General features: G+C 34.5%; 20 protein-coding genes and 1 other RNA gene. 14 read left to right on the top strand and 7 right to left on the bottom strand.

The window, feature by feature from the left end; genetic code table 11:
• Positions 1-171 precede the first annotated feature (171 nt).
• From ACEN92_RS06570 to ACEN92_RS06555, 4 genes are read left to right on the top strand one after another with little or no spacing between them, the layout of a single operon-like run.
• The gene (locus ACEN92_RS06570; protein WP_495641572.1) at positions 172-657 is read left to right on the top strand and encodes a SixA phosphatase family protein; all 486 of its coding nucleotides are present in this window, start codon (positions 172-174) and stop codon (positions 655-657) included.
• Between the two features lie 5 nt (positions 658-662).
• Positions 663-2,744 (top strand): polyphosphate kinase 1, encoded by a 2,082-nt coding sequence (ppk1, locus tag ACEN92_RS06565; protein WP_495641571.1) that lies wholly within the window; start codon positions 663-665, stop codon positions 2,742-2,744.
• A 32-nt stretch (positions 2,745-2,776) separates the two neighbouring features.
• Complete coding sequence (locus ACEN92_RS06560) at positions 2,777-3,667, top strand: Ppx/GppA phosphatase family protein (RefSeq protein ID WP_495641570.1); 891 nt, start codon at positions 2,777-2,779, stop codon at positions 3,665-3,667.
• Between the two features lie 9 nt (positions 3,668-3,676).
• The gene (locus ACEN92_RS06555; RefSeq protein WP_495641569.1) at positions 3,677-4,258 is read left to right on the top strand and encodes a TMEM175 family protein; all 582 of its coding nucleotides are present in this window, start codon (positions 3,677-3,679) and stop codon (positions 4,256-4,258) included.
• A 162-nt stretch (positions 4,259-4,420) separates the two neighbouring features.
• Here ACEN92_RS06555 and ACEN92_RS06550 read toward each other — a convergent pair whose 3' ends face one another.
• Positions 4,421-4,708, bottom strand: a complete 288-nt coding sequence (locus ACEN92_RS06550; RefSeq protein WP_495641568.1) for a DUF8439 domain-containing protein — start codon at positions 4,706-4,708, stop codon at positions 4,421-4,423.
• On the opposite strand from ACEN92_RS06550, the gene ACEN92_RS06545 reads away from it, so the two are divergent.
• Complete coding sequence (locus ACEN92_RS06545) at positions 4,707-5,069, top strand: hypothetical protein (protein WP_495641567.1); 363 nt, start codon at positions 4,707-4,709, stop codon at positions 5,067-5,069. The two genes, ACEN92_RS06550 and ACEN92_RS06545, sit on opposite strands and share 2 nt — an antisense overlap.
• Positions 5,070-5,130: 61 nt before the next feature.
• On the opposite strand, the gene dnaX is transcribed toward ACEN92_RS06545, so the two are convergent.
• On the bottom strand, positions 5,131-6,216 hold the full coding sequence (gene dnaX, locus ACEN92_RS06540; RefSeq protein ID WP_495641566.1) for a DNA polymerase III subunit gamma/tau: 1,086 nt from the start codon (positions 6,214-6,216) through the stop codon (positions 5,131-5,133).
• Positions 6,217-6,521: 305 nt separating this feature from the next.
• Between dnaX and ACEN92_RS06535 the strand changes: the two genes are divergently transcribed.
• From ACEN92_RS06535 to ACEN92_RS06520, 4 genes are all read left to right on the top strand, one after another.
• Complete coding sequence (locus ACEN92_RS06535) at positions 6,522-6,968, top strand: GNAT family N-acetyltransferase (protein WP_495641565.1); 447 nt, start codon at positions 6,522-6,524, stop codon at positions 6,966-6,968.
• A gap of 12 nt (positions 6,969-6,980) precedes the next feature.
• The gene (locus ACEN92_RS06530) at positions 6,981-7,694 is read left to right on the top strand and encodes an exonuclease/endonuclease/phosphatase family protein (protein ID WP_495641564.1); all 714 of its coding nucleotides are present in this window, start codon (positions 6,981-6,983) and stop codon (positions 7,692-7,694) included.
• 221 nt (positions 7,695-7,915) lie between these two features.
• Positions 7,916-8,398: a BON domain-containing protein gene (locus ACEN92_RS06525; RefSeq protein ID WP_495641563.1), complete on the top strand. Its 483-nt coding sequence runs from the start codon at positions 7,916-7,918 to the stop codon at positions 8,396-8,398.
• A 6-nt stretch (positions 8,399-8,404) separates the two neighbouring features.
• Positions 8,405-8,776: a LysM peptidoglycan-binding domain-containing protein gene (locus tag ACEN92_RS06520; RefSeq protein ID WP_495641562.1), complete on the top strand. Its 372-nt coding sequence runs from the start codon at positions 8,405-8,407 to the stop codon at positions 8,774-8,776.
• A 282-nt stretch (positions 8,777-9,058) separates the two neighbouring features.
• On the opposite strand, the gene ACEN92_RS06515 is transcribed toward ACEN92_RS06520, so the two are convergent.
• The gene (locus tag ACEN92_RS06515; protein ID WP_495641561.1) at positions 9,059-9,352 is read right to left on the bottom strand and encodes an SH3 domain-containing protein; all 294 of its coding nucleotides are present in this window, start codon (positions 9,350-9,352) and stop codon (positions 9,059-9,061) included.
• A 120-nt stretch (positions 9,353-9,472) separates the two neighbouring features.
• Here ACEN92_RS06515 and rnpB point away from each other — a divergent pair.
• Positions 9,473-9,813, top strand: an RNA gene (gene rnpB / locus ACEN92_RS06510) — RNase P RNA component class A.
• A 31-nt stretch (positions 9,814-9,844) separates the two neighbouring features.
• Complete coding sequence (locus ACEN92_RS06505) at positions 9,845-11,095, top strand: cation:dicarboxylate symporter family transporter (RefSeq protein WP_495641560.1); 1,251 nt, start codon at positions 9,845-9,847, stop codon at positions 11,093-11,095.
• A 645-nt stretch (positions 11,096-11,740) separates the two neighbouring features.
• Here the strand turns inward: ACEN92_RS06505 and ACEN92_RS06500 are convergent.
• From ACEN92_RS06500 to ACEN92_RS06490, 3 genes are all read right to left on the bottom strand, one after another.
• Positions 11,741-12,343: a 3-keto-disaccharide hydrolase gene (locus tag ACEN92_RS06500; RefSeq protein WP_495641559.1), complete on the bottom strand. Its 603-nt coding sequence runs from the start codon at positions 12,341-12,343 to the stop codon at positions 11,741-11,743.
• A gap of 97 nt (positions 12,344-12,440) precedes the next feature.
• On the bottom strand, positions 12,441-13,043 hold the full coding sequence (locus ACEN92_RS06495) for an RsmD family RNA methyltransferase (RefSeq protein WP_495641558.1): 603 nt from the start codon (positions 13,041-13,043) through the stop codon (positions 12,441-12,443).
• On the bottom strand, positions 13,040-13,861 hold the full coding sequence (locus ACEN92_RS06490) for a DUF3822 family protein (protein ID WP_495641557.1): 822 nt from the start codon (positions 13,859-13,861) through the stop codon (positions 13,040-13,042). Before ACEN92_RS06490 ends, ACEN92_RS06495 begins: the two co-directional genes overlap by 4 nt.
• A 364-nt stretch (positions 13,862-14,225) precedes the next feature.
• On the opposite strand from ACEN92_RS06490, the gene ACEN92_RS06485 reads away from it, so the two are divergent.
• The 3 genes from ACEN92_RS06485 to kdsB all read left to right on the top strand — a co-directional run bounded on the left by ACEN92_RS06485 (position 14,226) and on the right by kdsB (position 17,408).
• Positions 14,226-15,650: an ATP-dependent DNA helicase gene (locus ACEN92_RS06485; protein ID WP_495641556.1), complete on the top strand. Its 1,425-nt coding sequence runs from the start codon at positions 14,226-14,228 to the stop codon at positions 15,648-15,650.
• 87 nt (positions 15,651-15,737) lie between these two features.
• Entirely contained in the window at positions 15,738-16,568 is an 831-nt protein-coding gene (gene ygiD, locus ACEN92_RS06480; protein ID WP_495641555.1) for a 4,5-DOPA-extradiol-dioxygenase, read from the top strand.
• Between the two features lie 105 nt (positions 16,569-16,673).
• Positions 16,674-17,408, top strand: coding sequence for a 3-deoxy-manno-octulosonate cytidylyltransferase (gene kdsB / locus ACEN92_RS06475; RefSeq protein WP_495641554.1), 735 nt, complete (start codon positions 16,674-16,676; stop codon positions 17,406-17,408).
• Between the two features lie 364 nt (positions 17,409-17,772).
• Here kdsB and ACEN92_RS06470 read toward each other — a convergent pair whose 3' ends face one another.
• The gene (locus ACEN92_RS06470) at positions 17,773-20,184 is read right to left on the bottom strand and encodes an alpha-ketoacid dehydrogenase subunit alpha/beta (protein ID WP_495641553.1); all 2,412 of its coding nucleotides are present in this window, start codon (positions 20,182-20,184) and stop codon (positions 17,773-17,775) included.
• Positions 20,185-20,242 lie beyond the last annotated feature (58 nt).

Raw genomic sequence — 20,242 nt, 5'->3', positions numbered from 1 at the left:
ACTTTTTATAAAATATTAAAAAATGTATATTTCGCATTCATGTACTTCTTTTTGGCAATGTTAACAGAATTAAAAAAAGGAGGACTATTAGAATTTCTTTTGTAAATTAGAAGATGAATTAAAATAGTAACCTCTTTTATCTTATAGCAAGATTATAAATACACACTGTTTATGAAAAATTTAATTTTAATACGTCATGCAAAATCAAGCTGGGAAGCACCACTTAAAGATTTCGACAGACCTTTAATGAAAAGGGGTATTCAGGATGCGCATAGTGTATCAGGAAGTATTACAAAGTTTCTCCCTAAAACATACATAATCTGGAGTAGTACAGCTGCACGTGCTACAGAAACCGCTCTTATTTTTGCACAAAACATATCTTATCCAATAGAAAGCATTCTGTACAAGGATGAATTATATACTTTTGATGACAGGCAACTCGAAAAAGTTATTAAATCGTGTGATAATAGTTTCGAAAGCGTTATTCTTTTTGGACATAACGAGGCTATTACAAATTTTGTTAATAAATTTGGGGATGTTTTTATTGAGAATGTCCCGACTTCAGGTTTTGTCTCTCTGAGATTTGAAGAAGATAGTTGGGATAAAATAAATAAAGGCAAAACTCATAAAACAATTTTCCCCAAAGATTTAAAATAAATAACGTGCACGAACAGAAATATATAGACAGAGAAAAAAGTTGGTTAGCGTTTAATGCAAGAGTACTTCAGGAAGCCGCAGATAATACAGTCCCATTATTAGACAGATTGCGCTTTGTTGGAATTTTTTCAAATAATTTAGATGAATTTTTCAGGGTTCGTTATGCTGCAATCCGAAGATTGAGTCTTTCCGGAATTTCCGGCGAAAAATACTTAGGCGGGGTTTCTGCTCATCAGTTAATTAAGGATATTACCGAAATCGTAATTCAGCAGCAGTCTGAAAGTTTACGTATTTTAGGTAATATAGAAGCTGAACTTGAGGCCGAGAACATCTTTATTATCAAAGAAGATGAAATTACAAAAGAACAGGAAAACTACCTGAAAGACTTTTTTATTCAAAAACTAAGTCCGGAATTAGTAACCATTATATTAAACGATTTAGCAGAATTTCCTGTTCTTAAAGATACTTTAGGATATTTGGCAGTCCGGTTAGAAATGAACACAAATGATGAAATTCGATATGCCATAATCGAAATTCCAAAAACTATAAACAGATTTGTGGTTTTACCGTCTAATGATGATAAGCACTATGTAATTCTGATTGATGATGTGATTCGTCATAATCTGAAAAACATTTTCAATATTTTCGATTATAAAAGTGTATCGGCACACATGATTAAAATTACACGTGATGCACAGCTGGATATTGACAGCGATTTGAGCAAAAGTATGCTCGAAAAAATTGCAACATCTGTAAAAGACAGACGAATAGGGGAGCCTGTCCGGTTTATTTATGATAGTCAAATTGAAAATGATACTTTACGATTTTTTCTGGATAAAATGAAAATTGTAGAGACAGACAGTATAATTCCCGGCGGAAGGTATCATAATCGACGTGACTATATGAATTTTCCAAACCTGGGAAGATTTGATTTACTCTATAAAACAAATGATCCACTGCCAATTCCCGGCTTGAGTCTGGGAGGAAGTATTCTGGAAAAAATTAATAAAAAAGATTATTTATTACATGCCCCATACCAGTCTTTTTCATACTTAACAAAATTTTTGCGTGAAGCAGCCTTAGACCCAACAGTAACAAGCATAAAAATTACATTATATCGCCTTGCCAAAAATTCACAGATTATCAGTTCTTTGATCAATGCAGCTAAAAACGGTAAAAAAGTAACCGTTCAAATAGAATTACAGGCACGCTTTGACGAAGCAAGTAATATTTCGTATGCAGAACAAATGCAAACGGAAGGAATTGAGCTTATATTTGGGATAAAAGGCTTAAAAGTTCACAGTAAAATATGTGTAATAGAGAGAATTGAAGATGGCAAAACGCGTCGTTATGGTTTTATTTCGACAGGAAACTTTAATGAAGCAACAGCTAAAATATATACAGACGTCACCCTTTTTACCTGTCATCAGCAAATTCTGAAAGACATTTCTAAAATATTCGAATTTTTCGATATCAATTACAGAGTAAACAGATACAAACATTTAATTGTATCACCACATTATACACGTTCTAAGTTTGTTAAACTCATAGATCGCGAAATCCTGCATGCCCTTGCCGGGAGGAAGACACATATAAAGCTCAAAATGAATAGTTTGTCCGATTTTAAAATGATCGATAAATTATATGAAGCCAGTAATGCAGGAGTAAAAATACAGCTTCAGGTAAGAGGAATTTGTTCTTTGATTCCGGGAATTCCGGGAATGAGTGAGAATATTGAAGCAATTAGTATAGTCGATAATTATCTGGAACATTCAAGAGTTTATATTTTTGGGAATGCCGGTTTAACAGAAGTTTACATTTCGTCAGCTGATTTTATGACCAGAAATCTTGATGGAAGAGTAGAAGTTACCTGTCCAATATATGATCTTGAAATTAAGAAAGAACTAATAGATAATTTTAATATTGCATGGAAAGGGAATGTTAAAGTGAGGTACCAATCCTATAAATTAGATAATAAATATAAGCCCCGAAACCATCATGCCCCGTTCAGAGCACAGCTTGAAACTTATAAATATTACCAAAATAAAATTGAGGCAATCGAAGAAGTTGTTCAAAAAATAAATTAATTAAACCTACAAATTTCAAATCATAAGTGAGCATGATTAAAATAAAAAAATATGCAGCAATAGATATTGGTTCAAACGCCATGAGGCTATTGATATCGAATGTTGTAGAACAAGAAGGAAAAGAGCCTCAATTTAATAAAAGTTCGCTTGTTCGTGTACCAATTCGTTTAGGTCAGGATGCCTTTACGGTGGGTGAAATCTCAGAAGAAAACATAGATCGAATGGTGGATGCCATGACAGCATTCAATCTTTTGATGAAAGTACATAAAGTAGAACGTTATATGGCTTTTGCAACTTCGGCAATGCGTGAGGCATATAATGGGAAAGAAGTTGTAGAATTGATAAAGAAAAAGGCAGATATAAATATCGAAATTATAGATGGTAAAAAAGAAGCAGCCATTATTGCTTCGACTGATTTGCATCATTTGCTTAAAACGGATCAAACTTATCTTTTTGTTGATGTGGGTGGAGGAAGCACGGAGTTTACTTTATTTTCTAATGATAAAATGATTACTTCCAGATCTTTTAAAGCAGGAACAGTTCGCTTGCTGAACGACATGGTGCATGATGTTGTCTGGGATGAAATTGAAAAATGGATTAAAACCAATACTAAAGACTACGAAGAGGTAACGTTGATTGGTTCCGGAGGAAATATTAATAAATTGTTTAAAATGTCCGGAAAACAGCAGGAAAAACCGCTTTCATACATTTATATCAGTTCACAATATGCATTTTTAAACTCCCTGACTTACGAACAGCGAATTGCTGAATTGGGTTTGAACTCAGATCGTGCCGACGTAATTATCCATGCAACAAGAATTTATCTAAATGCAATGAAATGGAGTGGGGCCAGACAAATTTATGTTCCTAAAATTGGACTTTCTGACGGAATTGTAAAAGCAATGTATTACGGTAAAATATAAATTTTTAAAATGAATAAAACAAGACTTGAAGCCTTTAGTGACGGCGTTTTAGCCATTATAATCACCATTATGGTTTTAGAAATTAAAGTGCCGCATGGTGTTGACTTTGTAGATTTGAAACCTTTGTTTCCTAAATTTTTAAGTTATGTCCTGAGTTTTATTTATATTGGAATTTACTGGAACAATCACCATTATTTGATCCACGGAATGAGTAAAGTCAATGGGAAAATCCTTTGGGCAAATCTACATTTGCTTTTTTGGCTTTCACTGGTTCCAGTAGCTACAGGCTGGATGGGAGAACATAATTTTGCAAAAGCTTCAATGACTTTATATGGAGTTGTACTGGTGTTCTCTTCAATAGCGTATTTTATTTTGCAGAGAATTATTATTATCAATGAAGGAGAAAATTCAATATTGGCAAAAGCAATTGGGAAAGACTTTAAAGGAATAGCTTCTACAATTTTATATATTCTGGGAATTATTTTCTCTTTTTATAATGAATGGATTTCAGGAGCTGCTTATCTGGCGGTAGCTTTGTTATGGCTTATTCCGGATAAAAGAATTGAGAGAGTTTTTGCTTCAAAAGATTAAATTATTCTGAGTTTGTAATGAAATCCATTTTTCATCAATTCAAGTTTTATCTCAGATGGAAAGGCTTTTTACCTGAAAAGGCTTCGACTGAGTTTATCCTGAACGAAACCGAATGGACTTAGCTTGATATTCGTTTAAATTACATCTAAAAGTAAATCAATCTTAAGTATGTAAATCCAATCCAAATGTAGAACGTAAAAGTTCAATATTCGGATTTATTTCTAATAACCGATTGTATCTATCCTGATCATTAAAACTACGTTTGCTTTCAATAGCTTCATTTACTACAACTTCAATTGTGATGTCGTGATTGTGTAAATGTCCTTTCAAATGCCCTAAAAGCCCGTGAACCTGACTTTCAAAATCCAGTTTGGACCCTTCATTAGGCAACTCTAAAGTAATGGTAGTTCCGTTTAAGGTTGGATCGTTGATTAATAATAACGATTCCATGATTTTGAAACCTTTTTCACCCAAACGCTGGGCATATTTGTTCCAGTGCAATAACATATCAGTCTCCGTAAATTCTTCGGTTGGCAGAACAGAAGAAGGCTTTACGTATGATTTACTGCTTGCTTCCAGTTCTTTTTTCTTGCGAATGCTTGATAAAGAAAAGGCAGAAACTTTTGGTTCATTATTAACTTCCGGTTTTGGAGTTACAGAAGAATTTACAACAGTTTCTTCAGATTTTGGAATTTCAGCAGTTGCAGTATATGTGTTGCCATCGTTACTTTCGTTGACATTGTTGTTAACTTTTGTTTCAGTATATACAACTTCAGAATTTGGAATTTGCGAATTCGCATTTGAAATTTGAGTTTTTGGCTGTTGAACTTCAACTATAGAATATCCGCCATTTTTAAAGTAAGTGGGTGGAATTATGAATTGCTCAACTTTTTTTTTTCTCCATCAAAGTTGATAGAGGCCAGTTGCATTAAACATAATTCGACTAAAAGACGTTGATTCTGACTTAATTTGTATTTTAAATCGCAATCATTTGCAATGTCAATTCCTTTCAGTAAAAAGTCCTGAGAACATTTTTGCGCTTGTATTCCATACATTTGTTGTGCCTGTTCACCAACTTCGAGCAAACTTAAAGTTGCAGGAGTTTTGCTCACTAATAAATCCCTGAAATGTGAAGCCAGACCGGCAATAAAGTGATGTCCGTCAAACCCCTTTGAAAGAATATCGTTGTATGCTAATAAAAGATCCGGAATTTTATTTTGTAAAAGTAAATCGGTAATCGAAATATAGGTTTCGTAATCTAAAACGTTTAAATTTTCGGTTACGGCCTGACGTGTTAAGTTAGTTCCGCAGTAGGAAACCACACGGTCAAAAATCGATAAGGCATCACGCATGGCACCATCAGCTTTTTGAGCAATAATGTGCAAAGCATCATCTTCAAAATTGATTCCCTGACTTGCTGCAACTTCAGCCAAATGTTCTTTGGCATCTTTTACTGTAATTCTTTTGAAATCGAAAATTTGGCAACGGGATAAAATCGTTGGAATAATCTTGTGCTTTTCTGTTGTAGCTAAGATAAAAATAGCATGTTTTGGCGGTTCTTCCAATGTTTTCAAAAAAGCATTAAAAGCTGCCGAAGATAACATATGAACCTCGTCAATAATATAAACTTTGTATTGCCCGGTTTGCGGAGGGATTCGAACCTGATCAATCAGGCTGCGAATATCATCAACCGAGTTATTGGATGCTGCATCTAACTCAAAAACGTTAAAAGCGAAATCTTCGTTGGGATCATCATATCCGGGCTGATTTATTTTTCGGGCCAGAATACGTGCGCAGGTAGTTTTTCCAACACCACGCGGTCCTGTAAATAAAAGGGCAGAAGCAAGATGGTTGCTTTCTATGGCGTTCAGCAAAGTGTTGGTAATGGCTTTCTGACCTACAACATCCTTAAAGGTTTGCGGGCGATATTTACGGGCCGATACTACAAATTGTTCCATGTTCTTTTATTAATCGATAGCAAATATAGAGTATAATTTAATGATTTGAAAATTTAAAAATTGAAAGATTTCAACTGTTTGAACAACTGTAAGTTTTGTTATTTGTCATTAAAAGAATTAGATAAATTGAAGTTTATTTTCTAAGGAATTCACGTTTTGGTTTTATTATTTCTAATGAAAAAAAGATTAATTTTAGAAGGAAATATAATCTGTTGACTATTCCTGATTTTAAAAAAAAATGAACAAAGAATAACGTTTAGACTGATTAAACTAATAATTGCTTTGGTTAGGAAAAAAATTAAATTATGGATGCCAAATTATTCAAAATCATTGAATTCAGAAAAAGAGATTTAAATTCATTACGTGAGTTATTCCTAAAAGTTCGTCAGAGCGCTTTTGTCTGGGCAGATCCGGCAACATTTGATTTGTTAGATTTTGATACCCAAACCAAAGGAGAATATATTCTAACGGCATTACATGATGAAAAAGTAATCGGATTTATTTCTGTTTGGATGCGGGACAGCTTTATTCACCATTTGTATATTGATGAATCCTATCATAAACAAGGAATAGGAAAAGCGCTTTTGAAAGCTGCAACAGAGAAAACAAAATTCCCCGTAGCATTAAAATGTCTGGAGAAAAATATTGACGCTATTGAATTTTATAAAAAATTAGGATTTATTGAGAAAACCAGAGACAGGAATGAAAACGGTTCTTATATTTTATTTCAATTGAACAAAAAAATAGCATAAAAGTACACAGATATGAAAATCATTACCTGGAATTGTAATATGGCTTTCAGAAAAAAAGCTGCCTGTATTTTGGTCCATCAACCAGATATTCTTATAATTCCGGAATGTGAAAATATCGAAAAACTTAAGTTTGCCAAAGATGTTCCACTGCCAACCGATATGCTTTGGTATGGCACAAACCAAAATAAAGGTCTTGGTGTTTTTTCATATAGCGATTACAGGTTTGAACTTTTGGATTGCCATAATCCCGATTTTAAAAATGTATTACCAATTTCTGTTACAAAAGGCAAAGTAAATTTTATTTTGTTCGCCGTCTGGGCAAATAACCCTCAGGATAAAGATGGACAATATGTGACCCAAGTTTGGAAGGCAATTAATTATTATGAAAAACTGCTTTCAGGTAATAGAACAATTTTGATTGGAGATTTTAACAGCAATACGATTTGGGACAGACCAAGAAGAGCTGGTAATCATTCTACAGTTGTCGCCAAATTAGCGGAGAAAAATATATTTAGTGTCTATCATAAATTCTATAATCAGGAACAGGGAAAAGAAATGCATCCGACATTGTTTTTGTATCGCCATGAAAATAAACCGTATCATCTTGATTATTGTTTTGCTTCAAATGATTTTATTGAAGTTTTGGAAAGCGTTGAAATAGGAAGTTATGAAGATTGGAAAATGTATAGCGATCATAAACCTTTGATTGTAAAGTTTGGAATATAGTTAACGTTTTAAAGAACTTTTCAGAAAGTCCTGAAATTTCTAAACTACAATTTTTTATGGTTTAATCTGAAAGTGAAATTACAGTATTATAAAACCACAATTTCTTTTGGTATACTTTCTATTCTTACTGGAAAAAATATAAATCTTCTAACATTATTATATAAATGGTTGATAATTAATTGCCTTAATTTTAAAATGGTTAATTAATTAAAAATAGCATTATGAAAATTAAATCAGTTTTGTTGGGAATAGGGCTTGTTGTTTCTTTAGTGGCTTGTGCACCTAAAGATGAGGATATCGAAAAAGAAATTAATACAAAATTAGGTGATACTCCGGAAGTACATGTTACAGTACATGAAGGTGTTGCTACTATTGTAGGAACTTGCGATGATGAGGCTTTTAAAAAAAATATTGAGCGTTCTGTTAAAGCGGTTAAAGGAGTAAAATCGGTAGTGAATAACTGTCAGATTCCGGAGCCTAATGAAGAACCTGCTGCTGCAGCTGTTATAATTAATTCTGATAGTGATTTAGATAAATCGGTGGGCAAAATAATAAAAGATTATGATGGAGTGAGTGCAACTGTTGTAGGTGGTGTGGTTACTCTTTCAGGGGAAATTAAAGGAAGCCAATTGCAGTTTTTAATTCAAAGCGTGCAGGAATTGAAACCTAAAAGAGTCGATAACAAGTTAACTATTAAAAAATAAGAGGTTATGAGTTTACGGGATAAATACAAAGAGTTAACAGATTTAGCGGCTAATTTAGGTATATCGAATTTACAGGTTAGAGAGCAGGATAATGTGTTGTATATTGATGGAACAGCTAAATCTGCAGAAGACAAGGAAAAGATTTGGAATGCTTACGGCAAAATTGATCCTGAGTTCAGATCGGCTGATATAGTGATGAATATCGCCGTTGCTGAAGGTTCTACAAAAGATTACACCGTTAAAAATGGAGATTCATTATCGAAAATAGGAAAAGCACATGGCGTTTCATGGCAGGCTATTTTTGAAGCGAATAAAGATATTATTAAAAACCCTGACCTGATTCAGCCTGGTTGGAAATTGAAAATACCAACGGCGTAATTTAGTTGCGAGTTGTTTAAAAGTCTGTCATTTTATGATGGACTTTTTTTATGTCATTGCGAGGAACGAGGCAATCTCGTTTGCTGAATCAATTTTTTGTTTTTAGTAGTGTGATCGCTTCGTTCCTTGCAATGACTTAGATTGGGGTTACTTTGTGAAAAACATAATTTCTTGTGAAACCTAAAGCCTTAGCCCTGATGGGAGTGGCATCCTTTTATGGTTTCGTTTTTTGGAACGAGATCATAAAAGATACAGCGGATAGCAGGAACAGCTCCTGAAAAATCACCTGCCTCTTATGCTTAAGTCGAGTAACATTTGTGCGGTTTCGGAATCTGAATCTGCCGAAAATCCTGCTACATAAACCCCTTTTTTGCCTGTTGTGGATTTGATCCCGTAAACGACAGCCTCATCGCCCGGATCTGATTCGCCTTCGTATCGATACACATGTACAATTTCAAATTTTTCAGGATTTTTTTTTATCATGTCTGCGTTTCGATTGAAGTCGCATGTAAATCCTTTTTCATTCAGCTGATCTAAAGCTTTTGAGACCGTTGCGTAGTGATACATTTTAGCCATAATAAATGAATTTAAAATTAGGATTTTAAAGATAACCATTTTAAAATTAAGCCGTTGCAAAAGCAGTGTTAAAGTAAACTTATTATGACTGTAAAATACCCATAAAAGAACTAAATTTGCCATGCAGACCGCCTTATCGTCGTCTCGTCTTTGGGACGAGAGGGAGGAAAGTCCGGACACCACAGAGAAGCATAGCGGGTAACACCCGTCGGTCTCGTTTTTACGGACGAGACAAGGACAAGTGCAACAGAAAGTATGTACAGGTAATGCTGTAGTGAAACCAGGTAAACTCTATGCGGTGAAATACCAAGTATATCAGCATTTAAGGGCTTCTCGTCCGTTGCTGAAGGGTAGGTAGCTTGAGTCACGCAGTAATGCGTGATCTAGATAAATGATAAGGTATTGTCTCGTTTTTTGGAACCAGACAAGAACAGAATCCGGCTTACAGGTCTGCTTTTTTTATATATTTGTGAAAATTCCTAACTATTTTTCATGAATATAAGTACTCCAAAAACTATTTCCAAGCCTAAAAAAGGTGTTTTTTATACTATCATTACCAATCTTACTTTTTGGGTTTTGATTGCCATTATTGCCGGAATCCTGCTTGGGCATTTTTCACCGGCGAATGGTGTAAAAATGGAGATTTTAGGGAAGAAATTTGTTGATATTATCAAATTATTTATCGGCCCAATTATATTCCTGACGATTGTTTTGGGAATTTCCGGAATGGGGGACCTGAAAAAAGTGGGCCGCATCGGCGTAAAAGCTTTAGGATATTTTGAGGTGGTTTCGACGGTGGCGCTGGCAATTGGAGTAGGAGTTGCCTATTTTTTTCAACCCGGAAAAATTGATAAATCCGGACTGACTTTGGGAGATGCAAGTCAATATACAAAAGGAGCTGCGGAGCACTTTTCGTGGCTGCAGTTTTTTCTGTCAAATTTTACTTTACAGGTTTTATTAGCCGCAATTGTTTGTGGTATTCTACTGAATTTTTATAAGAGACGGCAGCAGACGATTTTGGTTTTGGAACGCTTTTCGAAAGTAGTTTTCCTCGGATTGAAATATGTAATGTATCTCGCGCCATTAGGTGCTTTTGGAGGTATGGCATTCACGATTGGTAAGTTTGGATTGGAGACTTTGATTCCGCTTGGTAAATTGATGCTGTGTGTTTATCTGACTATGGCACTTTTTGTTTTTTTAATTTTAGGAAGCATTCTGCGTTATTATAAAATCAATATGCTTTCGATTCTAAAATATATAAAAGAAGAACTCTTACTGGTTCTCGGGACATCTTCTTCTGAAGCGGCGCTGCCAAGTATTATGGTCAAATTAGAACAAATGGGCTGCAGTAAGTCGGTTGTGGGTTTAGTGATTCCGACCGGGTATTCTTTTAATTTGGATGGAACTTCGATTTACTTGTCAATGTCAGTTATTTTCCTCGCACAATTATACAATGTGCATTTAAGTTTTTTCGAAATTCTGACAGTAATTGGTATTTTAATGGTTACGTCAAAAGGTGCGGCAGGAGTTACCGGAAGCGGTTTTATAGTTTTGGCATCAACATTGACAGCGCTGCATAAAATTCCGGTCGAAGGTTTGGCTTTTTTATTGGGAGTTGATAAATTTATGAGTGAAGCCAGAGCAATAACCAATTTAATTGGAAATACTGTAGCAACGATTGTAATCTCGAAAACGGAACATGATTTTACGGAATTGAATCTGGAGCCTGTTGCGGAAGATTGATAACATTGTGCTTGACAGGACGCGGATTAAACTAATTCGCTAAAACGAAGATGCGGATTTGTGCGGATTTTTTTTGTTTGAATTGAACTCATATTATCTATCAATTTTTGCCACAAAATGACAACTAACTGATTAAGAAAATATAAAACAGAAACTGCTTCGCTAACCATATTTCGGGTTAACGAAGAATAATTCTGTTTATGAAAAGTACAGCCTTTTATAATATTTACGATTCGTCTTTTGTAGTACGAACCAGGCTTATACCCGACATGAAAAATATAATTCCTAGTATACCGTAAATAATCAACGATTTAACGTCTCTTGTTTCGCCTGAAGTACCTGCAAATATAACTGCAGTGTAAATAAGGCCTATTATTCCGAGAAGGGTAAGTAATCCTCCGAAAAGTCTTTTTAGGTTCATGATTTTTTTGATTTTAATGTTTCGTCAAATATATAATGTTAATGCCTTCTATATGTTATAGAATTGTGGTTTAAACTTATATCATTTGCAGGGTAAATCTACACGGATGTTAAAATTGAAGCAAGGGGTTAAATATTTGGCACAATGCAAATCAAACCCAGCTTTTAAGAATGTTATTCTTAAAAGAGATGCTTAGTGGATCGAATGAATATTTGAAATTTGTCTTACTCTTTCGAAATGTTTTTTATTGCAATGTTTCTGAAGTCAATAGGTGAGCCTTCATAATTCAAAGAAATTTTACCTTCTGTAGAGGAAGCTTCCACACATTCGTTTATCAATTTTCCGTTTAGATATTGAGTGATTTTTCCGTTGAAGGATTTGATAATAATAGAATTCCATTCGCCATAAGGTTTCTCATTACTGTTAAACTTTGGAGATATTACGCTTGCGCCGGCTTCAACGAGTTTTCCATTTACTTTTGCGGTTACCTGATCTAAAAAGATAAAATCTCCGGTAGTATTTTCTTTGATTTGAAACTGGATTCCTTTTGGCCAGATCTTATCGGGTGAATCTGCGGGTATATTGTACATGACCCCGCTGTTTTTCTTGCTGTTTGTTTTAAACTTCTCTTCTGTATTCCATCTGAATTCTAAACTAAGTTCAAAATTTTTATAGCTTTTTTTAGTCATTAAATAACCATTGCTTTCTCCATACATTCTGATCATCCCATCAGAAAATGCATAGGCTTTTGAAGGATCGAGCCTTTCAGTACTGGTTTTTGTAAAAGCATACCAATCATTTATTGATAAACTTTTTTGTTGGACCACGCATGAATTTAAAACTAAAAGAAAGACAAAAGCAAAAAATGTTTTTTTGAGCATAATGTAATTTAAAAATTAAAGTTTTTTAAAAAGAAATGATAAATCAGCCTTCGTCTTCTTCAGTAGCTTTGTTTGATGAATCGGTTAATTCTTCATCTTCGTCAGTTGAATTTAATTCAAAGAAACTAAAGAATGAGCCTCCGTAGTTTTTCTGAAAGGAGAAATTACTCAAATGTTCCATTTTGGTATATTTGGAGTGCTCAATAATCATCATTCCTTCTTCATTCAGTAGATCTCTTTCAAAAATAGTTAAAGCAATTTTTTCGAAAGAAGCCTGATCCAATCCATATGGTGGATCGGCAAAAATAATGTCGTAGGATGTTTTACAGTTTTCCAGAAACTTGAAAACGTCACTTTTAGTTGCTGCAATATCAAAATCATATTCTGATGCAACTTGTTTGATAAATTTTACACAGCCAAAATCACCATCTACAGAGGTTATTGGTGCGCTTCCGCGGGAAGCGAATTCAAAACTAATATTACCGGTTCCTGAAAATAAATCTAAAATCTTTAAGCCATCAAAACTAAAATGATTATTCAGAACATTAAATAATGCTTCCTTACTCATATCAGTAGTCGGTCTTACAGGAAGGTTTTTTGGTGGAAAAATGCGGCGTCCTTTATATTTTCCTGAAATGATTCTCATGATTGAAATAAGATATAATGTTTTTGATTCTGAGCAGTTGAAAAGCTGTTTTTTTGTTGTAAAGAGCTTACATCCAAAAATGAGATATTACGAATATATTTATACGCAATCGCATAAAACGGATCGTTTTTGTCAATAGTACCCAATAATTCGAGTTGAAAGCTTTCCGGATTTAAACTCAATTGTTCGGCAGTAAAAAGTAAATAATAAATGAAATCTTCAGGAGTCTGATATTCAAATGAATTGAATAATAATAGCTTTTGATTTTGTACCACGATAACTTCAAAGTGCCCGAAATTAAAATTAACAACCATTTTCTTTTCGTCATTATTTCTGGAAGCATCTAAGATTTTTTCCACTAAAATACTGTTGGCATGTTTATAATCAAACGCACCAAATTGATCAATAAAAAAATTATTAATATTGACATAGGGAATATAAACGGCATTCATTTGATAATTCGAAATCTGGTCGTAAGCAAAAAAATCAGTTTCAAAAACTTTGGTATTGTACTGCAAATAGCTGCCAAGGTAATTTTCATCAAACAAAGCCGTTGGTACAAAAGTAGAAAGGTTATTGTTGTGAATCACTAAAATTTCGTCGTAAGTATCTTTTAATTCAGGATTGTTGTTGAAAGCATCCCCAAATAATTCTTCAATTTTGGTTGCTTTATGAAAAGTTTCAAAATGAATTTCTTTCAGGGAAGTTATGGTGTTATTTAAAGTATCAAAACAACAAAATGATAATCCGGTCAATGAAACCTGAATAGAGAGTTTTTTGTATTTTTTTGAAGTGATATTAGTATTTTGCAATGACATATTTTAATTTACAATTCGTTACCTGTTTAGTATCAAGAAAGAATTTATGACAACTACAAACTTACAAATAAAATAAATAACAATTTCAATGGCAAAAGTCAATTTCAAAAATCAATGGCAATATAAAAAGTCAGGTACAATGGCGGAAATCAATTTCAAAAATCAATTTCAATTTCAAAAAAATAATCCCCTTATGTATGTTTTCAATTATAGTTCATTTGACATTTCTCAAGTTTAATTATTTAAATTGAATGTTATTATTGCCATTTTAATTGTTTTTTACCATTGCCATTTTAATTGATTTTTGATATTGACATTGAAATTGCCATTTAAAATATCGTTCTTTGTACTTCAATTTTACCCTATGAATTCATCACTGTTTTACGGCGTTTTACAAAAAAGATTTCCTTTTGCTCCAACCTATAAACAGGATATATTTTTTCAAAAAATCGCTATTTTTTTGACTGAACCTGCAAATGACACCATTTTTGTGCTGAAAGGGTATGCCGGAACGGGAAAAACAACAGTGATTTCGACAATAGTAAACAATCTGGGCGATATCAATAAGAAGTTTGTTTTGCTGGCACCAACCGGGCGTGCTGCAAAAGTGATTGCTAATTACTCCAATACACCGGCTTTTACGATTCATAAAAAAATATATTTTCCTAAAAAATCATCCGGTGGAGGTATTGCTTTTACCAGACAAGTCAACAAACATAAAAATACCATTTTTATCGTCGATGAGGCTTCGATGATTTCAGACAGTAATTCAGATTCAAAATTGTATGATAATGGATCGTTGTTAGACGATTTGATTTCATACGTATATTCCGGAACCAATTGCAAAATGATCCTTTTGGGAGATACGGCTCAGCTGCCTCCCGTAAATTTAGACATTAGCCCGGCACTTGATATTCAGACTTTAGGCATTCATTATGATAAAGAAATCGAGCATATTGAACTGGATGAAGTAATGCGTCAGGAAGAAAATTCGGGGATTTTATATAATGCAACTGAATTACGTGAATTGCTGAAAGAATCGTTCATTACGGAATTTAAATTCGATGTGAAAAAATTTAAGGATATCGTCAGACTTACAGATGGATACGATATTCAGGATGCGATAAATACGGCTTACAGTAACTATAGTATTGAAGATACAGCTTTTATTGTGCGTTCTAACAAAAGAGCAAATCAGTATAACGAGCAAATCCGAACCAGGATTTTGTTTAAAGAAAGTGAACTTTCTGTTGGGGATTTCCTGATGGTAGTTAAGAATAATTATTTCTGGCTGAAAGAAACGGATGAAGCCGGATTTATTGCCAACGGAGATATTATCGAAGTTCTGGAAATGTTCGGAATCAAAGAATTATACGGATTTACTTTTGCGAATGTAAAAATCAGAATGGTCGATTATCCGGACCAAAAACCTTTTGAAACAGTTTTACTGTTGGATACGATTAAAAGTGAATCTCCATCACTTACATATGAAGAATCAAATCGTTTGTATGAAGAAGTAATGAAAGATTATGAAGATGAAACCACGAAATACAAGAAATTTCAAAAGGTAAAAAACAATGAATATTTTAATGGCCTTCAGGTCAAATTTTCCTATGCCATAACCTGTCATAAATCACAGGGAGGGCAGTGGAATACCGTTTTTATAGAGCAGCCATATTTACCGAACGGAATCGATAGGGATTATATCAGATGGTTATATACGGCAATGACACGTGCTAAAAATAAGTTATATTTGATAGGATTTAAAGACGAGAGTTTTGAGGAATAAAAACACTAATTTCACGAATTAGCACGAATTTTTTTTGAGATTTGCATTAGTAAAAACCTGTGAAATTGTGTTTAATATTATACAGTAATGACAACACTAAACGACTTACATTCGATTTCATCGACGTTTTCGAATACTGATAAAATGCCGGTTCTGTTTTTAGGACACGGAAGTCCGATGAATGCTATTGAAGAAAATCAGTTTGTGGCTGGTTTTCGTGATTTGGCTAAAACCCTGCCAGAGCCAAATGCTATTTTGTGTATTTCAGCACATTGGTTTACGAACGGAACTAAAGTAACTTCGATGCAGATGCCAAGGACTATTCATGATTTTGGCGGTTTTCCACAAGCACTTTTTGATGTTCAGTATCCTGCAAAAGGAAGTCCTGAACTGGCTATGGAAACAAAGAAAATATTAGAACCAGTTGCTGTAGATTTAGATGAACACTGGGGTTTAGATCACGGAGCTTGGAGTGTTATCAAACATTTGTATCCGGATGCCAACGTTCCTGTAATTCAGTTGAGTATTGATTATACCAAGTCTGGCCAGTATCATTTTGAGTTGGCTCAGAAATTACAATCCTTGCGACATAAAGGAGTTCTGATTATTGGAAGTGGAAACATCGTTCACAATTTGCGTTTGGTTGATTTTAGGAATTTTGATAAAGATAATTACGGATTTGACTGGGCAATTGAAGCAAGGGAAATCATTAATAATTACTTATTGGATGGGAATTTCCAGCCTTTAATGGATTTTGAGAGAATGGGTAAAGCAGTTCAATTGGCGATTCCAACCCCTGATCATTATTTGCCGTTGCTTTATACTTTAGGTCTAAAAGAAAAGTCGGAAGAATTGAACTTGTTTAATGATAAATTACTGGCAGGTTCTTTGAGTATGACGTCAGTAAAAATTATGTAAAAACCTTTGTGAATCTCTGAAAATCTTTGTGCAGCTTTGTGTTATAATTTTACCACAGAGATTCGCAAATATTTTCACAGAGAAAATAAATTTAAAAATATTAGAATGAAAGTAATAGCTGTAATTCCGGCGCGATATGCATCAACACGTTTCCCTGCTAAATTAATGCAGGATTTGGGAGGGAAGACTGTAATTTTAAGAACTTATGAGGCCTCAGTTGCTACTAAATTATTTGATGATGTATTTGTGGTAACCGATTCGGATTTGATCTTTAATGAGATTGTTTCTAATGGCGGAAAAGCCATTATGAGTATCAAAGAACACGAATCCGGAAGTGACCGAATTGCTGAAGCTGTAGCCGATCTGGATGTTGATATCGTAGTAAACGTACAAGGTGACGAGCCTTTTACAGAAGCCGGACCGTTGGAACAGGTTTTATCGGTTTTTAAGAATGATCCGGATCATAAAGTTGATTTGGCTTCATTAATGCGTGAAATCACCGATGAAGATGAAATCAATAATCCGAATAATGTAAAAGTGGTTGTAGATCAATCGCAGTTTGCATTGTATTTCTCCCGTTCTGTGATTCCATATCCGAGAGATAAAAATGCTGGTGTTCGTTATTTTCAGCACATCGGAATTTATGCTTTTAGAAAACAGGCGTTGTTAGATTTTTACAGCCTGCCGATGAAATCATTGGAAGCTTCTGAAAAACTGGAACAGCTTCGTTATCTGGAATTCGGAAAACGCATTAAAATGGTCGAAACAACTCATGTTGGAATCGGGATTGATACGGCTGAAGATTTGGAAAAGGCGAGGGATATTCTGGCTTTGAAATAAATTGCGAAATGGTACACGGATTTTACGGATTCGCTAAAGCGAAAACGCGGATGAAAACGGATTTCGTAACCCTTTAACCGCATTTTTGTCATTTCGACAGAGGAGAAATCACATCCAGAGAGCAAGTGTACTGTATGAATTTCTTGTGTATTTTGACGTTAATAGTTTTTGAAATACGTAAAGTCCTAGCCCCGATAGACGTGGAAATCCTTTTGTGACGGAGTTCGGCAGAAAAGATTGCAACAGATAGCGGGAATAGCTTCTAACAAATATTAACGCTAATTTGTTATATCTAAATAATCGAAAAAGCTCCAAAATCAATTAAGATTTGGAGCTTTTTTATATCTGAAATCGAACTAAATTCTTAGTATAAATCTGGGAATTTAGCCGGATTTGTTTCACTCATCATATCGTAAACCTTTTCGAAAATATCTTCGGCAGAAGGTTTAGAAAAATAATCGCCATCAGTTCCGTAAGCTGCTCTGTGTGCTTTTGCGGCTAATGTATGTGGTTTACTATCTAAATATTTATAGGCATCCTGTTCTTCGAGAATTTGCTGTAAAATATATGCTGAAGCTCCACCGGGAACATCTTCGTCAATTACTAAAAGACGATTTGTTTTAATGATACTTTTTACAATATCCTTATTGATGTCAAACGGAAGTAAAGACTGAATATCAATTATTTCGCAGTCAATTCCTAATTCGAATAGCTCGTTTGCAGCTTGCTCTACCAATCTTAAAGTTGATCCGTAAGAAACTAAAGTAATATCAGCACCTTCTCTGATAGTTTCAACCACTCCGATTGGCGTTTTGAATTCACCAAAATTAAGAGGCGTTTTTTCTTTTAAACGGTATCCATTTAAGCATTCAATTACCAAAGCAGGCTCATCACATTCTAAAAGTGTATTGTAAAAACCTGCGGCCTGTGTCATGTTTCTGGGAACCAAAACGTGGATTCCGCGAATAGCGTTGATAATCATTCCCATTGGAGAACCAGAGTGCCAGATACCTTCTAAACGGTGTCCACGGGTTCTGATAATTAATGGTGCTTTTTGTTTTCCAACTGTTCTGTATTGCAAAGTAGCCAAATCATCGCTCATGATCTGAATAGCATATAATAAGTAATCCAAATACTGAATTTCGGCAATTGGGCGTAAACCTCTCAGTGCCATTCCAATTCCCTGACCAATAATGGTAGCTTCTCTAATTCCGACATCAGCAACCCGAAGCTCACCGTATTTTTCCTGCATGCCTTCTAATCCCTGGTTTACATCGCCAATGTTTCCGACATCTTCACCAAAAATCAATACTTCAGGATATTTGGCAAACAAAGCATCAAAGTTATCACGCAAAATCATTCGGCCATCTAGATCCGGCCTGGCATTATCGGCGTATTCAGGAAGCACTTTTTGTACTGAAAATACATTTTTCTCTGACTCAGAGTATAAATTGCTGCTGAATTTTTTTTGTGTATCTGCAATATAATCAGTAATCCAGTTTGATAATAACTTTTTACTGTTTGGTATTTCAATAAAGCGTAAAATTTTTCGGGCTATAACGAGCATTTCCTTTTTTAAAGGAGCTTTTATAGCATTTAATTCAGAGATATATTTCTGAATTTTATCTTTATGATTGATGCTGGCATTTGAAATTTCCTGCAATAAAGCCAAAAGATTTTTTTGATCTTCTATTATAGGATTGATGAATAAATTCCATGCTTCTTTTTTGGCTTCAAGAACTTCCTTTTTTATCTGAGAATCAATCTCCTCCAATTCTTCGGGAGATGCTATATTAATGGCAATCATCCATAAACGCATCTGGCGGATGCAATCGTAATTTTTTTCCCAGGCCAGTCTTTCTCCGTTTTTATAACGTTCGTGTGAGCCTGAAGTAGAATGCCCCTGAGGTTGTGTTAATTCGTTTACATGAATCAAAACCGGAACATGCTGTTCGCGTGCTATTGCTGCAGCTTTTTCATAAGTAGAAACCAACTCGGCATAATCCCAGCCTTTTACCCTGAAAATTTCATACCCATCTGCATCTTCATCACGTTGATACCCTTTTAATATTTCAGATATATTTTCTTTGGTAGTCTGATGTTTGGCATGAACCGAAATTCCGTATTCATCATCCCAAACGCTCATTACCATTGGAACTTGTAAAACTCCGGCAGCATTTATGGTTTCAAAAAATAAACCTTCGGATGTACTTGCATTTCCAATAGTTCCCCACGCGATTTCATTTCCGTTTACTGAAAATTTGTCTTTGATTGTGATACCATCAACATTTCTGTAAATTTTTGAAGCCTGGGCCAATCCCAATAATCTGGGCATTTGCCCTGCTGTTGGCGATATATCTGCGCTTGAATTCTTTTGCTTTGTTAAGTCTTTCCAGGAACCGTCTTCGTTTAGACTGTGCGTTACAAAATGTCCGCCCATTTGTCTTCCGGCAGACATCGGGTCATAATCTATATCGGTATGACCGTAAAGACCGGCAAAAAATTGTTTAGGGGTAAATTCACCAATAGCCATCATAAAAGTCTGATCACGGTAGTATCCTGAACGAAAATCACCGTTTTTGAAAGCTTTTGCCATAGCAAGCTGCGGAACTTCTTTACCGTCACCAAATATTCCAAATTTGGCTTTTCCTGTCAATACTTCCTTACGTCCTAAAAGGCTGCATTCCCGACTGGTAGCTGCAATTTTGTAGTCATTCAACACTTCAGTTTTGAAATCTTCGAAGGTTAATGTAGTATTGCTTTTTTCTTTAATCATAATCTGGAAGGGTCATGTTTAGAGTGCGAAATTACTCAAAATCTATCAATAATCATAA

Source organism: Flavobacterium sp. Flavsp81 (assembly GCF_059491325.1).
The sequence above is the reverse complement of the archived record's forward strand: the minus strand, read 5'-3'. Positions and strand labels throughout refer to the sequence as shown.

What these genes read in the sequence shown, in the direction of transcription:
- ACEN92_RS06570 (WP_495641572.1), top strand. Translation starts at nt 172, where the DNA reads ATGAAAAATTTAATTTTAATACGTCATGCAAAATCAAGCTGGGAAGCA.
- ACEN92_RS06560 (WP_495641570.1), top strand. Translation starts at nt 2,777, where the DNA reads ATGATTAAAATAAAAAAATATGCAGCAATAGATATTGGTTCAAACGCC.
- ACEN92_RS06555 (WP_495641569.1), top strand. Translation starts at nt 3,677, where the DNA reads ATGAATAAAACAAGACTTGAAGCCTTTAGTGACGGCGTTTTAGCCATT.
- ACEN92_RS06545 (WP_495641567.1), top strand. Translation starts at nt 4,707, where the DNA reads ATGATTTTGAAACCTTTTTCACCCAAACGCTGGGCATATTTGTTCCAG.
- ACEN92_RS06550 (WP_495641568.1), bottom strand. Translation starts at nt 4,708, where the DNA reads ATGGAATCGTTATTATTAATCAACGATCCAACCTTAAACGGAACTACC.
- dnaX (WP_495641566.1), bottom strand. Translation starts at nt 6,216, where the DNA reads ATGGAACAATTTGTAGTATCGGCCCGTAAATATCGCCCGCAAACCTTT.
- ACEN92_RS06535 (WP_495641565.1), top strand. Translation starts at nt 6,522, where the DNA reads ATGGATGCCAAATTATTCAAAATCATTGAATTCAGAAAAAGAGATTTA.
- ACEN92_RS06530 (WP_495641564.1), top strand. Translation starts at nt 6,981, where the DNA reads ATGAAAATCATTACCTGGAATTGTAATATGGCTTTCAGAAAAAAAGCT.
- ACEN92_RS06525 (WP_495641563.1), top strand. Translation starts at nt 7,916, where the DNA reads ATGAAAATTAAATCAGTTTTGTTGGGAATAGGGCTTGTTGTTTCTTTA.
- ACEN92_RS06520 (WP_495641562.1), top strand. Translation starts at nt 8,405, where the DNA reads ATGAGTTTACGGGATAAATACAAAGAGTTAACAGATTTAGCGGCTAAT.
- ACEN92_RS06515 (WP_495641561.1), bottom strand. Translation starts at nt 9,352, where the DNA reads ATGGCTAAAATGTATCACTACGCAACGGTCTCAAAAGCTTTAGATCAG.
- ACEN92_RS06505 (WP_495641560.1), top strand. Translation starts at nt 9,845, where the DNA reads ATGAATATAAGTACTCCAAAAACTATTTCCAAGCCTAAAAAAGGTGTT.
- ACEN92_RS06495 (WP_495641558.1), bottom strand. Translation starts at nt 13,043, where the DNA reads ATGAGAATCATTTCAGGAAAATATAAAGGACGCCGCATTTTTCCACCA.
- ACEN92_RS06490 (WP_495641557.1), bottom strand. Translation starts at nt 13,861, where the DNA reads ATGTCATTGCAAAATACTAATATCACTTCAAAAAAATACAAAAAACTC.
- ACEN92_RS06485 (WP_495641556.1), top strand. Translation starts at nt 14,226, where the DNA reads ATGAATTCATCACTGTTTTACGGCGTTTTACAAAAAAGATTTCCTTTT.
- ygiD (WP_495641555.1), top strand. Translation starts at nt 15,738, where the DNA reads ATGACAACACTAAACGACTTACATTCGATTTCATCGACGTTTTCGAAT.
- kdsB (WP_495641554.1), top strand. Translation starts at nt 16,674, where the DNA reads ATGAAAGTAATAGCTGTAATTCCGGCGCGATATGCATCAACACGTTTC.
- ACEN92_RS06470 (WP_495641553.1), bottom strand. Translation starts at nt 20,184, where the DNA reads ATGATTAAAGAAAAAAGCAATACTACATTAACCTTCGAAGATTTCAAA.